The organism is Lacicoccus qingdaonensis (assembly GCF_900101075.1).
GTDB lineage: Bacteria > Bacillota > Bacilli > Staphylococcales > Salinicoccaceae > Lacicoccus > Lacicoccus qingdaonensis.
The window spans coordinates 35,060-48,641 of sequence record NZ_FNFY01000003.1 but is presented as its reverse complement, the minus strand read 5'-3'; the positions used below and the strand labels follow the sequence as shown (position 1 = coordinate 48,641).

The window sequence follows — 13,582 nt, the reverse complement described above, 5'->3', positions numbered from 1 at the left end:
GTTTCCCGGGTCATATCATCGCCAGAATTTCTCATAACCCTTCTTATCTTCAACGTTATAGTCTATCATCTTTTTAAGCAGATCGTAATCAACCGTCTCTGAGTATTTGATTCTGAACAATCCGTTTGTCTGTGAATAACCCGCCTGTTCAACCTCTTCTTTAAAGATACCCATCGTTTTTCCTTCCGGCGAAATTGACATATGCTTTTTTGCACTGTCGATTCCCAGAATGAAAGTGTCATCCATCGTATACATCGGTGAATTCCATTTGATGACCCGGTCAAGATCCGGATAGTTTTTGTTGATCCATTCTATAACTTCTTCGAATTGTCTGCGATGCGTCATATCATCAATCGTTTCAATATAATCCTGGAACGTTTTCATTTCAATTCTCCCTTATATTTTTCATATTTCAATGACATACATTGAATTTCCCATTTCAGTCCGTATATCATCCGTTCTCCATTCCCGTTTGTATCCGAGGCATGGACAAATGTATGTGATACTGCCTTCTGTCAGTGAATGCCTAAAATGTACATGACCCATAATACTGTAACGTATGTCGTAATCATCATATATCTCATCAAAATCACTGGTGCCTATGAAGGCGTTATAATAATCAAACAAGCGGTGCGGCATGGGGACTCTGAAGTTCGTGTTCGTAACGATATGCGTTACCAATATGATTTTTCTGCCTTCCAGTCCTGCCAGGTCATCCCTTACATCATCCGCAAAATTTTTCGACATTATATCATCGCTGTAACTCCAGTCGACATGCTCCTTGTCTTGCCATGTACCGCCGTAATACGCCCGTCTGGACAGACGCTCATAAGAGAAGCGGCCGGAGGCGTAGCTGTAGTCATACCAGCCCGTATGGCCGACTATTGCCCAATCATCGTTGATGATATACGGCTGCCTTACCAGACATTCGGACTGGTCGGCATAACGCTGCAATATTTCTTCAGTATTTTTTGTCAGATCAGACTGCCATAAATCATGGTTTCCCGGAACGAATTTAATTTCAATACCGCTTTCCTTTGAAATTGTATGTATGAAATCCATGGTCAGTTCATAGCTGTTTGAAATATCTCCGGCAATCAGTAACATATCAATTTGCCTGTTTTGTATTTCCTCAACCAGGGCGTCTTCATACAGGTGAATATTTTCCACACTGTTATTGTAGCGGTCGATGTGTAAATCAGAAATAATGCCTATTCTCATTTTCAAAACTCCATCTTCTTAAACTCACCATTCTGTAATCTCATTTTCCAACTTTATATATCATTTGTCCAATGTTTACTTTTTATCACCGGACCGCTTTTTCCTGCTCATTTTATTTTTAATCAAATTAAGTAACGAGTATAATATTATTACGAGGGGGAGTTTAATATGAAAAAACTTATTAATGAACGTGAACAATTTGTAAGTGATATGCTGTCCGGATTAAAGTACAGTGATCCGAAAATAGAAATCATCGAGGGCAGCGTTGTTGTAAGGAAACATAGAAAAGAGTCCGGCGTGGCCCTGGTATCAGGCGGCGGCAGCGGACATGAACCGGCGCATGCAGGATATGTGGCAGAAGGAATGCTGGATGCTGCCGTATGCGGTGAAGTGTTCACCTCACCGACACCTGACAAAGTACTGGATGCCATAAAGCATGTAGATAATGGCGATGGGGTACTTCTCATCGTTAAAAATTACGCAGGGGATGTCATGAACTTTGATATGGCCAAAGAGATGGCCGAAGCAGCCGGTCATAAGGTTGAAACCGTCGTAGTAAGCGACGATATTTCCATAGAAAATCCTGAAATGCGCAGAGGTGTGGCAGGGACGGTACTCGTCCATAAATATGCAGGGTATTTGTCAGATAAAAAACAAAGCCTGCCTCAAATCAAAGGTGAAGTGGAAAAAATGATGACTTCCTTATTCTCCATCGGTATGGCACTTCATCCATGCATGGTTCCGACAACCGGTGAATATGGATTTGACCTGGGGGATGATGAGATGGAGATCGGTATTGGAATACATGGCGAAAAAGGTATTTACCGTCAAAAGGCTGAGACGGTGGATAAAATTACCGACAGGCTTTTAAACGAGCTCTTCAAATATAACGACAATAAAAATCTGATTCTGATGATTAACGGCATGGGTGCCACTCCTTTGAGCGAATTATACATCGTTACAAAAAATGTTATCGAGGCAATGGAAGATAAAGGCATCAGAGTGACTAAGCTGTTTGTCGGAGATTATATGACAGCTCTGGATATGCAGGGTTTTTCACTCACTGTCCTGAGCCATGATGATCACATAGTCAGCGCACTCAATGCCCCGACTGAGTCCACACATTTTTAAGGAGGCAATTATGGATAATACTAAACTTTTGCATGCACTGCACAATTTACAGGAAGTCTTTGTTGAGAAAGAATCCGAACTGACTGCACTTGACCGTGAAATAGGCGACGGTGACCACGGTGTCAATATGAAACGCGGATTTAATGCTGTCAAAGATAAGGTCGCAGAAGGCAGTACTGAGGATATACTCAAACAGACCGGCATGACCCTTATGAGTTCCATAGGCGGAGCCAGCGGACCGCTGTACGGTTTCAGCTTTGTTAAGATGAGTGAAGTCGCCAAGGATGAAATCGATGCTGAAAATTTAAAGCAGCTCATTGATGTATTCGCCCAGACGGTCAGTTCAAAAGGTAAAGTGACCGGCGGGGAAAAGACGATGTACGATGTCATATCAAATGCTGAAAAGGTTCTTGAAGAGAGTGGGAGACTCAAGCTCGAAGATCTTCAAAAACTTGCTGATGACACTGAAGATATGATTGCAACCAAAGGGCGTGCAGCTTATTTTAAAGAAAAGTCCAAAGGGACGATCGATCCAGGCGCACAGAGTGCAGTTTATATTTTAAACGCTTTTGATTTAGAGGAGGAGTAAAGTATGACAGAAATATTGATCATCAGCCACAGTGAGGATATAGCATCAGGCACCAAAGCACTTATTGAACAGATGGCTGAGGGCGTCACAGTCCATGCCTCAGGTGGTGTGAACGGCGGTATCGGTACTAATATCGGCCAGATTGACCATATGTTGTCCGAAGTGAAAAGTGATACAATCTGCTTTTTTGATATAGGTTCCAGTCTGATGAACCTTGAGATGGCCGTTGAGATGTACGAAGGAGATCATAACATCCATATTGCCAATGCACCAGTTGTCGAAGGCAGTTTTTTAGCGGCCGTCGAAATAAGTATCGGCACTGATATCGATAACATTATGGATAAGCTAAGTGAGATGGTCAAGTAAAACACTGTCACTGTCAGCTTTTAAGAAATTTATTAAATTAAAATAACGCCCGTCATCATTAATTTGTAACGCACGGCGTTATTTCATCACCCTTAGTCTTATCCGCCTTTAAAAACGGCTTTCTGGATATATCACTTTGATAGGCTGTATGATGGATACAGTGCCTACAGCAGACAGGAAGGTGATAATATGATTTTTAAGAGCAATACTCGGAACTCTGGTATTCATCTTTTTCATTATCCCTTTTATAAGCAGGATTCGAAAAGATCGTAATGATAATAAACGAATATCAAAGTGGAGTATTTTCTTTATTATTTTTGCAGCCATAAGCTGGTTAGCTCTGATGTTAAGTGTGTTCATTCAAATATCATGATAAAAGGCATCCGGAGACTGACCATCCCCGGATGCCGCTTTTAGTCTATTGTCCTGATAACTTTACATGGCACACCTGCTGCCAAAACATTGTCTGGTATATCTTTTGTAACGACACTTCCCGCACCTATAACCGTTCCTTCCCCAATTGTAACGCCCGGCATTACACTTACGTTACCGCCCAGCCATACATTACTTCCAATATATATTGGAGACGCTTTTTCAAGCCCTTTATTCCGCTCTTCAGCGGCCAGAGGGTGGCTTGCCGTATAGAAGCCGCATGACGGGCCGACAAAGACATTGCTGCCTAAAGTGATCTCTGCACCGTCCATAAAATAATTATTTATATTGATAAAAACATTATCACCGAGCTTTACGTTATAACCGTAATCCGTCATGAACGGACTGGCTACCTCTGCATTTTTAGGAATATATCCGAGGAGTTCAACGAGTATTTCCTGCCTCCGCTTCTCATCACTCGGTTTGGTCTGATTGAAATCATGGCATAGATTCTGCGCTTTCATCCGTTCTTTCAATAAGTTTTCATCATAATTCGCATCGTACCATTCATTGGAAAGCATTTTATCTTTTTCATTCATAGTCAGATCCTCCAAACTCTCTTTGTGCTACATTTTAATATTATCGGCCAACAGTCTCAAATATAAAAAGTAAATGATATACTTTAATATAAGTACAAATATCATATATAGGGGTGAAATGATGGAACAGCTTCAAAATCAACTGATTGATTGGCGCAGAGATTTTCACAAATATCCCGAACTGGGATTTTTGGAAATGAGAACAGCATCCATTGTCGCTGATACTCTGGAAAAACTGGGGTTCGATCTTCTTTTAGGCAAAGAAGTCATGGAACCCACTTCCTGCATGGGTAAGCCGGGTGCAGATGATACGCGTTCACATATCGAATGGGCACGGGCTAACGGGGCAATTGAAAAATACATTCCCCACTTCGAAGATGGCTTTACAGCAGTGGTGGGTGTCCTTGACTCCAACACACCAGGGCCTACGGTTGCGTACAGAGTAGATATGGACGCATTGCCCATTTACGAAAGTGAGAGTGATGATCATCTGCCGAACCAGGAAGGATTCCGGTCATCCAACAACAATATGCATGCCTGCGGTCACGATGTCCATACCGCTGTCGGTCTCGGTCTCGCCAGACTGATCAGTGAGAACAAAGAAAATATACGCGGCAGGATAAAATTGATCTTTCAGCCCGCAGAAGAGGGTGCACGCGGAGCAAAGTCGATGGTTGATGCCGGTGTGGTGGATGATGTCGATTACTTCATTGCATCACACATAGGCCTCGGTGTGCATTTCAATCATTTCGTCGCATCAAACAACGGCTTCCTGGCTTCTTCCAAACTCGATGTCAAGTTTACGGGCGACTCTTCTCATGCCGGCGGCCATCCCGAAGAAGGTAAAAATGCGATGCTTGCTGCAGCTGCGGCGGTTTCCAATCTGCATTCGATTCCAAGACATGCAGACGGTGCCACGCGTATCAACGTCGGGGAACTGCATTCCGGCAGCGGCAGAAATATCATTCCTGATACAGCCGAGCTGAAAATGGAGCTGCGCGGCGAAACGACAGTGCTCAACGAATATATGAAAAATTATGCAGAAGAGATTATAAAAGGCGCAGCTTTGATGCACCAGGTGGATTATGAAATTGATCTCGTTGGTGAGGCGATAGAGGCGAAAGGCTCTCCAGAACTTGCAGAAATACTTAAGGAGAGTGCCGATAACATCGGACTGACAAGCATTCTTGAGGATAATTCCGCCGCCGGGTCCGAAGATGCAACTTATTTTATCGATACAGTACAAAAGCGGGGCGGTTATGCAACATACTGCGTCTTCGGCACCGAGCTTGCCGCCGGTCATCATAATGAAAGATTTGATACACATGAGGACAGTCTGATGACCTCTGTCCAAGTACTATTCGACAGCGCAAAAGCATTGACTCACGAGTAATAAAAACTCTTTCGGGAAAAGTCCCGAAAGAGTTTTATCATTGCCATCATTCAGCATGACAGCTATTAATAAAGCTTCAAACTACATCCACTTTTTACTTTTAAAGAATGCCAGCATGGAGACACTGATGATCAGCATGATCCCCAAGGCCATAAAATAACCGAAATCCCAGTTGAGCTCGGGCATATTGTCAAAGTTCATTCCGTATATTCCAGTTATTAATGTCAGCGGCAAAAATATTGCCGAGATGATGGTCAATACATTGATGATTCTGTTCATTCGATATGTATTATATGACATATAATTATCCTTGATTTCATCAATCATTTCTTCGGAGAATTGGATGATCAGCTTTTGCCGGTCGATTTTCGCATTGACCTTATTCAAAATATATTCACTTCTTTTACTGTCCAATACGTCATCCTGTTCTTTAAACTTCTCCACCAGTTCTTCCATTGGAATGATGACACGTTTGACTCTGAAGACCTTCTTTTTCATATTAAAAATTTCAGATGTAATATCCCTCCCTTTCTTGTCATCCGCGTGCTTTTCTTCAAATAGGATGACTTCATCTTCTATTTCATGCACGATATCGAAATACTGGTCTATCGTGTTCAATAAGATGTGAAGTGCAATATCAATTTCCAGATCATCATTTCTATCTTTGATGATTTCCTCTATATTTATGAATTGCTCGAGTACACCATTATGGAATGTAATGATGACATCCTGCATGACACATACATTTACAGCGTGTGCCTCAAGCGTTTCCCGATTGATGACATGACAAATCAACAGCTGATAATCATCACTTTTATAATAAGCCGGCCTGTATGTTTTTATAGCTTCATCTTCAAGTCTGATATCGTCCAGATCATGGTTCCTCTTCAGCTGTTCCTTATCATCAAAGCTGTCGTAGTCGTACCAGATAAAGGCCGCATGTTCCGGCACCTGCTCTTTATTTTCCACTTTCTCAATCTCATTATTTTTAGATATATACTGTATCGACAGGCTCATCCTAATCACCTCTTAATTCTAATACCCAAATACCACGATAAAACACTTTCTTATCTTTTCTTGACCTGCGTCAATTTTTTATGAATGAAAATGCCTTACAATTAAGATAATAAAGAAATCAGGAGGGCTTTCAGTATATGAAAACAAATTTGAGAACAGACGATTTAACATGTCCAAGCTGTATCAAAAAGATTGAAACAGGTATCGGAAAAACAGAAGGGGTTACAGGAGTCAATGTAAAATTCAACTTAAACAAAGTCACCGTTGAACATGATGATACAGTAACAGGGGAGTCTTTAAAAAACACTGTTGAGAAACTGGGTTACCCTGTTAAATCAGTTAACACATCAGCTTAATCCAATTTATGAACCATCGATTAAAAACCGGTTCGCCCTAAACAGCACTCCAACATTTGAGTGCTGTTTTCTTCATTTTATCTATGCTGCCGGTATAATGGACATTGATATATACAATCTCGTACAAAAGATTTCCGAAATGAATTTCGTGAAGGAGGATAATATATGGTAAAACTGCAGGGTCACCAGCTCTGTGTGAGCAAAGTTCCTATATTCAGTCATCTGAATGATGATGAACTGCAGGAAGTATTCAGCAAAATAAATCATAAGCACTTGAACAAGGGTGATTATCTGTATATGGCGGGAGATCAGAACGAATCTCTGTCAGTACTGCACGCGGGCAAAGTACGGATATACCGGCTCAACCCGGAAGGCAGGGAACAGCTTGTCAGAGTGCTTGGCCATGCTGATTTCACAGGGGAGACTTCACTCTTTAACGAAGATAACACTCATGAATCCTATGCCGAGGTTATGGAAGATGCGCAGGTATGTACAATCAACCGTCAGGACATTTATGATCTTATGCAGAAGTACCCCAATATCAGCATCAAAATTATAGAAAGTTTCGCAGAGCGTCTCAATGAATCAGAATCACTGACCACAAACATCTCATTGCTCAGCAGCGGCGAAAGACTTCAGGAATATATCAGGACACACACTGAAAAGGGTATTTTAAATTTAAATATGACCAAGAAAAATCTGGCATCGTATTTAAGCATGCAGCCGGAAACTCTGACCCGGAACTTCAAAAAAATGGAGGACGATGGGAAGATCAGAAAGATTGATAATAAGACTTATGAAATTACAGATTTATAAAAATTTCTTAAACACACTCATATGCAGGGTGTGTTTTTATTTTGCAGTTTTACAAGTATTAATCGTGACATAGGGAATTATGTCAATAATATGGTTGATAGTTTAAGTGATCATTGATAGTATCAGTAACGTTATTGTCATTTTAAATGATTTGTGCACAACATAATTCAAATCAGAGGAGGAAAACTTTTGGAAAACAACAAAACGAATGGAAAATTATCAAAAGTATTTGTTTATGGAGTAATCGTCATCGGGATCGTTGTTTTATTAGGTGCATTATTCCCAGATAGTTTTGGTGAGATTTCCAGTTCAATTTCAGGCTGGATAACTGATTATTTCGGCTGGTATTACATGATTTTGACTACATTGCTTGTGTTTTTCTGTGTGTTTTTATTACTCAGCCCGATCGGCAAATTAAAATTGGGAAAACCGGATGAAAAACCGGAATTCCATACTGTTTCATGGCTGGCAATGTTGTTCAGTGCAGGTATGGGTATCGGGCTCGTCTTCTACGGTGCTTCAGAACCCATGTCCCACTATGTTGTGCCGCCGAGTGCGGAGCCTGAAACACGTGAAGCACTGCTTGAATCCATGAGATCTACATTTTTACATTACGGCTTCCATGCATGGGCAATGTACGGGGTCGTAGCGCTCGCACTTGCATACTCACAATTCAGAAAAGGCGAAGTCGGACTGCTGTCAAAAGTGCTCCGCCCATTATTCGGCGACAAAGTAGACGGTCTTCTTGGTATCGTGGTCGACGTCATGGCAGTATTCGCCACCGTAATTGGTGTTGCTGTCTCCCTTGGAATCGGCGCAATGCAGATCAACGGTGGTTTGAATTACTTATTCGACATCCCTGTGAATACATTCGTTCAGGGAATCATCATTGCTGTTGTCACCGTACTGTTTTTAATTAGTGCCTGGTCCGGCCTGAGTAAAGGCATCCAGTACTTGAGCAACCTGAACATGATTTTGGCTGCCATGCTCTTTATCGTGATTCTGGTTGTCGGTCCGACCATATTGATTTTGAATATGATGACTGCAGGTACAGGACAGTATCTCGGCACTTTCCTGACACAGAGCTTTGATGTTGCGCCGCTCAACGAACAAAAAAGCGATTGGATGAGCACGTGGACAGTATACTACTGGGGCTGGTGGATGAGCTGGAGTCCGTTTGTCGGCATTTTCATCGCCCGTGTGTCTCGCGGCCGGACTATCCGGGAATTCATCATGGCTGTACTGTTCGTACCGACCTTGATCGGTATCATATGGTTCAGTACCTTCGGCATGACAGGCGTTTCAGTCGGTCAGAGTGTGCCGGAAATATTTGAATTGCCAGCTGAAACACAGCTGTTCGGCGTATTTGACGAACTTCCTATGGGGCTGCTCTTATCACTGATTGCGATGTTGCTCGTATCGTCATTTTTCATTACATCTGCCGACTCGGCAACATTTGTGATCGGCATGCAGACATCATTCGGCTCGCTTACACCGTCCAGTATGATCAAAGTGGTATGGGGCGTTTCCCTTTCAGCCATCGCTTTCGTCCTGTTACTGGCAGGTGGGGAAACAGGTCTGAACGCCCTGCAGTCTGCAGCTATCATTTCGGCACTGCCGTTCAGTATAGTCGTCATACTGATGGTCATATCATTCTATAAAGATGCCAACGCCGAACGGAAATACTTCGAGCTGACCATCAGTCCGAATAAGAGACGTTATGAAAACTACGTCAAAGGCTCTATAGAAGAGCACGAAGAAGAACTTGAAGATTACAAGAAGAGAGCAAAAGAAGATCCACCGGGTATTTAATTTACCTGTGGCCGGTACATATTGGTGTACTGGCCTTTTTTATATTAAAATTAAAGTAAAATAAAGAAAGCGGGATGAAAATGACTGAGAAAAAATTGGCAGGGGATATAGAAAACGAATTGTTAAAGACTCTGAAAACAAGATTTGATGAGTATCCAGAGCGTCATCAGGAAATAAACTGGCAAGAAGTGCAGACAGAACTGACCGCGCATCCCGAGAAATTATGGTCGCTCAACGAAATGGAACTGACTGGCGGTGAACCCGATGTCATAAAAACAGAAGATGGTTCCTTCATCTTCATGGATTGTTCGGCTGAAACCCCCAAAGGCCGACGGAGCCTGTGCTATGACCAGGCAGCGCTTGATTCCAGAAAGAAGCATAAACCCGAAAGTTCGGTAAAGGCAACTGCTGAAAAGATGGGAATTGAATTGCTGAACGAATCAGATTATAAATATCTTCAGACACTGGGCACATTCGATAAGAAAACGTCGTCCTGGATAGAAACACCGGAGGATATCAGAGCACTCGGCGGTGCATTGTTCTGTGATTACCGCTACAGTACTGTCTTCACTTATCATAACGGTGCTGAATCGTACTATGCAGCACGCGGATTCAGAGGAAAGCTGAAAGTTTAATGTGTTTTATTTTTATCATATCTTGATACAATGAATGTGATGTAAACAAGATAATATATGATGAACGGGTGAAATATGAAAAAATTTTTTATAACATTGGGCATTCTTCTGATTGGCGCAGGTGGTCTGTTTTACGCCGACAGCCTGTCGGAGGGTGGTCTGATTGAAGATATAAAGTATGTGATTCTGCCGGATCCCATGGCGAATAACTCATATGACGAAGGCGAATGCACTTATTACGTCTTTGACCTGGTAAAGAATGATTTGAATATGATCGAGAACAGCTGGGGAGATGCCGAACACTGGGCTGAACGGGCTGAAGCCGACGGCTATTCAGTCAATCAGGAACCGGAAAGTGGTGCCATCCTCCAGACTTCAAGAGGGGAAATCGGTCATGTCGCATATGTAACAGATGTTGGCAGTGATGGTTCCATTGAAATTACCGAAATGAATTTTTATGAACCTCACGAAATCACTGACCGAACAATAGAAGCAGAAAACATCACCGATTATAATTTTATACATCCTGAGGACAATCCACGCCCCAAAGATACCCTGGAATAATTCAGTCAAATATGAAGGAGCAGATTAACTTGTATATTCCCAAGCACTTTAAAGTCGATGATCTGGATGAAATTAAAGATTTTATCATCAATAATGATTTTGGCACGATTATAACTACTGATAATAACAGGCCTGTGGCTACACATACCCCGATGATGCTGAACGAAGAAAATGGTGAATGGACACTGACAGGACATATTTCCAAAGGCAATGGACAGTGGCAGACTTTTGACGGTCATGAGAATACGCTGCTCATATTCAAGGGTCCGGATGCCTACATTTCCTCAACGTGGTACGAAGGGGAAAACGTCCCGACCTGGAACTACGAATCCGTCCATCTGTACGGTTCCTGTTCCCTATTGAGTGAAGATGAGCTTGAAAGAGACCTTATCAACCTTCTTGATAAGTATGAAGGACATGATCCTGAAGGTGCGACGTGGGATAATATAAGTGATGATACCCGAAAACAGATCAGGGGAATTGCCGGCTTCAAAGTCAAAGTTAAGGAAGTCCAGGCTGCATATAAGATGAGTCAGAACAGGAATGAAACCGATTATCACAATGTCATAGCATCGCTCGAAGAGAGAAACATGGGTGACGACCAAGAGATTTCCCGGGAAATGAAAAGAATAAGAGACGAAAAATAAAAGCAGGAAAATCACTGATTCTCCTGCTTTTTCCATTCATCATATTTTTATTACGATATCCTTCATAAAGTAATAGTTCACAACAACAAGTGCGGCGATCAGGACAACTACGGTCATGAGTACACCCGTGCCTGAGGCAAGCCCAGAGAAATTCACTATTAAGGGGTCCAAGGCTTCAGGTATAAAACTGCAAAGTATAGTGATGATGATGCCCAATGTGCCGAACCAGCCATTTCTGTAAAAACCGGCTCCGATCAGTGTTCCTGCCAGATACGCAAGGTAAACCAGCAATGTGATTGTCAACAAATTCATCGCAGGGTGCATTTCAAGCGGCTGATTTATATGCTCCGTACCAGCGAACGGCAACAATCCGATAAACAGGCTGATGATGATCATCGTTATTGTCAAGGCCACTGCCAAGATAGCACCCGAGTACATATTTGCCTTATAGAACTGCTTCCGTGTCATCCCGAGACCAATCGCCCATTTTATAAAAGAGCTGCCAATAATGATGCCCATCACAAGCATAAATATTCTATTTGAGTTTGCTCCCATTGAAAAATAAGACATGTTGTCCATTTCTTCGGCCCCGAATATCAGGAACAGCGTTATATATATTACGGTGAAAATCGGAATATACCAAAATGCACCAAAGACACTGATTACGGATAAATCCATTGTTCCGTTTTTAACTTTATTATTATTCATAATTGTTCTCCTTTCCATTTTAATCTTCCGTCATATTTATAAACAGGTCCTGTAATCTCATCGCTGAATATGACAGTTTTCCGCTGTCGAATACTTTCTCATCTTCACTTGACGGTACACCGAGTATGGATACCGCTTTCGTCGGTCCCAGTGTTCTTGAATTCACAACTTCTTTATCCTTTGTAAATTCATCAATGTCTTCTGCATTGCCTGTAACCTGATACCCTCTGCCAAGAAACTCATCCACAGGTTCATCGACCAGCACTTTCCCGTGATGGATGACCACAACTTCATCAAACAGATAATCCATTTCAGAGACGATATGCGTAGAGAGCACAATCACCCTGTTTTCCCTGTTTTTGGCATTGAGCACCTGGTGATAGAATTTCTCGCGTGACGGTGCATCCATGCCGTTCGTCACCTCATCGAACAAAACGACCGGCGACATTGTTGCGAGTCCCATCGAGGCATCCACCGCAGCCTGCTGTCCCTGTGATAACTCCATCATTTTCTTCTTAAGATCGATCTTGTACTCGTCCAGAAGTGTCAGCGCATAATCCATATCAAATGACGGCTTGTATCTTTCAGCCATCCCCAGATAGTCCTCCACCGTCTCTGATTCCTCACTGTAGTCCTCCTGGTGCAGAAAGTCGACCAGCGGCATGATATTTTCATTTTCATACGGATCCTGCCCATCGACCGTCAAAACACCTCTCGTCACTTTTCTGTATGTTGCAATCAATGAAAGCAGTGTCGTCTTCCCTGCACCATTTCTGCCAAGCAGCCCGTATATCCGGCCGGGTTCAAACTTTAAATTGATCCCTCTTAAAATTTCATCCTTCTTTATATTCAAGTCCACATTTTTAAATTCTACGTTTACCATGGTCATCCTCCTTTACAATTTCTATCAGCTGATTCAAATCTTTTTCCGTCAGGCCGAGTTTTGACATTTCTTCTATCATCGGTTTCACATATTCATCCTTGAATTGATGTTTACGTTCCTTCAGCAGTGTATTCCTCGCATCTTCAGCTACAAACATGCCGACACCTCTCTTCTTATAGATTACGCCCTGGTCAACAAGCTGATTGACACCTTTGGCTACTGTAAGGTGGTTCACTTTAAAAAATTCTACAATTTCATTGGTTGAAGGGATTTTATCGTCATCGACAAGCGTCTCGTCTATAATCTGGTCACTGATCCAATCTTTGATCTGTTCAAAAATCGGTTTCTTCTCATTTAATTTTCCATTCAAAGTATTCCCTCCTCGAACTATAGTTATATACATATGTATATAACTATATACCTTAATGTGGAATTTGTAAACATATATTTTTAAAAAAATAAAACCCTTCACT

General features: G+C 42.0%; 17 protein-coding genes. 10 read left to right on the top strand and 7 right to left on the bottom strand.

What is annotated here, in order from left to right; genetic code table 11:
* Positions 1-15: 15 nt before the first annotated feature.
* Positions 16-384, bottom strand: a complete 369-nt coding sequence (locus tag BLR15_RS02655; protein ID WP_092984431.1) for an iron chaperone — start codon at positions 382-384, stop codon at positions 16-18.
* Between the two features lie 21 nt (positions 385-405).
* Positions 406-1,221, bottom strand: coding sequence for a metallophosphoesterase (locus BLR15_RS02650; protein WP_092984429.1), 816 nt, complete (start codon positions 1,219-1,221; stop codon positions 406-408).
* Between the two features lie 168 nt (positions 1,222-1,389).
* On the opposite strand from BLR15_RS02650, the gene dhaK reads away from it, so the two are divergent.
* Genes dhaK through dhaM form a run of 3 tightly spaced genes read left to right on the top strand, consistent with a single transcriptional unit; the run spans position 1,390 to position 3,307 of the window.
* On the top strand, positions 1,390-2,352 hold the full coding sequence (dhaK, locus tag BLR15_RS02645; RefSeq protein WP_092984427.1) for a dihydroxyacetone kinase subunit DhaK: 963 nt from the start codon (positions 1,390-1,392) through the stop codon (positions 2,350-2,352).
* Positions 2,353-2,362: 10 nt separating this feature from the next.
* Positions 2,363-2,941, top strand: a complete 579-nt coding sequence (dhaL, locus tag BLR15_RS02640; protein ID WP_092984425.1) for a dihydroxyacetone kinase subunit DhaL — start codon at positions 2,363-2,365, stop codon at positions 2,939-2,941.
* 3 nt (positions 2,942-2,944) lie between these two features.
* Positions 2,945-3,307, top strand: a complete 363-nt coding sequence (dhaM, locus tag BLR15_RS02635; RefSeq protein WP_092984423.1) for a dihydroxyacetone kinase phosphoryl donor subunit DhaM — start codon at positions 2,945-2,947, stop codon at positions 3,305-3,307.
* A 413-nt stretch (positions 3,308-3,720) separates the two neighbouring features.
* Here dhaM and BLR15_RS02630 read toward each other — a convergent pair whose 3' ends face one another.
* On the bottom strand, positions 3,721-4,278 hold the full coding sequence (locus tag BLR15_RS02630) for a sugar O-acetyltransferase (protein ID WP_092984421.1): 558 nt from the start codon (positions 4,276-4,278) through the stop codon (positions 3,721-3,723).
* Positions 4,279-4,399: 121 nt separating this feature from the next.
* Here BLR15_RS02630 and BLR15_RS02625 point away from each other — a divergent pair, with 121 nt between their 5' ends.
* A complete protein-coding gene (locus BLR15_RS02625) occupies positions 4,400-5,671 on the top strand; it encodes an amidohydrolase (protein WP_092984419.1) in 1,272 nt (423 codons plus the stop codon).
* A gap of 81 nt (positions 5,672-5,752) precedes the next feature.
* Here the strand turns inward: BLR15_RS02625 and BLR15_RS02620 are convergent, their stop codons facing one another.
* Positions 5,753-6,688: a CorA family divalent cation transporter gene (locus tag BLR15_RS02620; RefSeq protein WP_092984417.1), complete on the bottom strand. Its 936-nt coding sequence runs from the start codon at positions 6,686-6,688 to the stop codon at positions 5,753-5,755.
* A 137-nt stretch (positions 6,689-6,825) separates the two neighbouring features.
* Between BLR15_RS02620 and BLR15_RS02615 the strand changes: the two genes are divergently transcribed.
* From BLR15_RS02615 to BLR15_RS02590, 6 genes are all read left to right on the top strand, one after another.
* Positions 6,826-7,044: a heavy-metal-associated domain-containing protein gene (locus tag BLR15_RS02615; protein WP_092984415.1), complete on the top strand. Its 219-nt coding sequence runs from the start codon at positions 6,826-6,828 to the stop codon at positions 7,042-7,044.
* A gap of 165 nt (positions 7,045-7,209) precedes the next feature.
* On the top strand, positions 7,210-7,860 hold the full coding sequence (locus BLR15_RS02610; protein ID WP_092984413.1) for a Crp/Fnr family transcriptional regulator: 651 nt from the start codon (positions 7,210-7,212) through the stop codon (positions 7,858-7,860).
* 189 nt (positions 7,861-8,049) lie between these two features.
* Positions 8,050-9,672: a BCCT family transporter gene (locus BLR15_RS02605; RefSeq protein WP_092984411.1), complete on the top strand. Its 1,623-nt coding sequence runs from the start codon at positions 8,050-8,052 to the stop codon at positions 9,670-9,672.
* An 80-nt stretch (positions 9,673-9,752) separates the two neighbouring features.
* Positions 9,753-10,307, top strand: coding sequence for a DUF4256 domain-containing protein (locus BLR15_RS02600; protein WP_092984409.1), 555 nt, complete (start codon positions 9,753-9,755; stop codon positions 10,305-10,307).
* Between the two features lie 75 nt (positions 10,308-10,382).
* The gene (locus tag BLR15_RS02595) at positions 10,383-10,871 is read left to right on the top strand and encodes a CHAP domain-containing protein (RefSeq protein ID WP_092984407.1); all 489 of its coding nucleotides are present in this window, start codon (positions 10,383-10,385) and stop codon (positions 10,869-10,871) included.
* Positions 10,872-10,882: 11 nt separating this feature from the next.
* Positions 10,883-11,518: an FMN-binding negative transcriptional regulator gene (locus BLR15_RS02590; RefSeq protein ID WP_407927511.1), complete on the top strand. Its 636-nt coding sequence runs from the start codon at positions 10,883-10,885 to the stop codon at positions 11,516-11,518.
* Positions 11,519-11,557: 39 nt separating this feature from the next.
* Here BLR15_RS02590 and BLR15_RS02585 read toward each other — a convergent pair whose 3' ends face one another.
* Genes BLR15_RS02585 through BLR15_RS02575 form a run of 3 tightly spaced genes read right to left on the bottom strand, consistent with a single transcriptional unit; the run spans position 11,558 to position 13,479 of the window.
* A complete protein-coding gene (locus BLR15_RS02585; RefSeq protein WP_092984403.1) occupies positions 11,558-12,226 on the bottom strand; it encodes a hypothetical protein in 669 nt (222 codons plus the stop codon).
* A 19-nt stretch (positions 12,227-12,245) separates the two neighbouring features.
* The gene (locus tag BLR15_RS02580) at positions 12,246-13,109 is read right to left on the bottom strand and encodes an ATP-binding cassette domain-containing protein (RefSeq protein ID WP_245696510.1); all 864 of its coding nucleotides are present in this window, start codon (positions 13,107-13,109) and stop codon (positions 12,246-12,248) included.
* Positions 13,090-13,479 (bottom strand): GntR family transcriptional regulator, encoded by a 390-nt coding sequence (locus BLR15_RS02575; RefSeq protein WP_092984399.1) that lies wholly within the window; start codon positions 13,477-13,479, stop codon positions 13,090-13,092. Before BLR15_RS02575 ends, BLR15_RS02580 begins: the two co-directional genes overlap by 20 nt.
* Positions 13,480-13,582: the final 103 nt, after the last annotated feature.

Coding starts and splice junctions, on each gene's coding strand:
- BLR15_RS02655 (WP_092984431.1), bottom strand. CDS start 384: ATGAAAACGTTCCAGGATTATATTGAAACGATTGATGATATGACGCAT.
- BLR15_RS02650 (WP_092984429.1), bottom strand. CDS start 1,221: ATGAGAATAGGCATTATTTCTGATTTACACATCGACCGCTACAATAAC.
- dhaK (WP_092984427.1), top strand. CDS start 1,390: ATGAAAAAACTTATTAATGAACGTGAACAATTTGTAAGTGATATGCTG.
- dhaL (WP_092984425.1), top strand. CDS start 2,363: ATGGATAATACTAAACTTTTGCATGCACTGCACAATTTACAGGAAGTC.
- dhaM (WP_092984423.1), top strand. CDS start 2,945: ATGACAGAAATATTGATCATCAGCCACAGTGAGGATATAGCATCAGGC.
- BLR15_RS02630 (WP_092984421.1), bottom strand. CDS start 4,278: ATGAATGAAAAAGATAAAATGCTTTCCAATGAATGGTACGATGCGAAT.
- BLR15_RS02625 (WP_092984419.1), top strand. CDS start 4,400: ATGGAACAGCTTCAAAATCAACTGATTGATTGGCGCAGAGATTTTCAC.
- BLR15_RS02620 (WP_092984417.1), bottom strand. CDS start 6,688: ATGAGCCTGTCGATACAGTATATATCTAAAAATAATGAGATTGAGAAA.
- BLR15_RS02615 (WP_092984415.1), top strand. CDS start 6,826: ATGAAAACAAATTTGAGAACAGACGATTTAACATGTCCAAGCTGTATC.
- BLR15_RS02610 (WP_092984413.1), top strand. CDS start 7,210: ATGGTAAAACTGCAGGGTCACCAGCTCTGTGTGAGCAAAGTTCCTATA.
- BLR15_RS02600 (WP_092984409.1), top strand. CDS start 9,753: ATGACTGAGAAAAAATTGGCAGGGGATATAGAAAACGAATTGTTAAAG.
- BLR15_RS02595 (WP_092984407.1), top strand. CDS start 10,383: ATGAAAAAATTTTTTATAACATTGGGCATTCTTCTGATTGGCGCAGGT.
- BLR15_RS02590 (WP_407927511.1), top strand. CDS start 10,883: ATGAAGGAGCAGATTAACTTGTATATTCCCAAGCACTTTAAAGTCGAT.
- BLR15_RS02585 (WP_092984403.1), bottom strand. CDS start 12,226: ATGAATAATAATAAAGTTAAAAACGGAACAATGGATTTATCCGTAATC.
- BLR15_RS02580 (WP_245696510.1), bottom strand. CDS start 13,109: ATGGTAAACGTAGAATTTAAAAATGTGGACTTGAATATAAAGAAGGAT.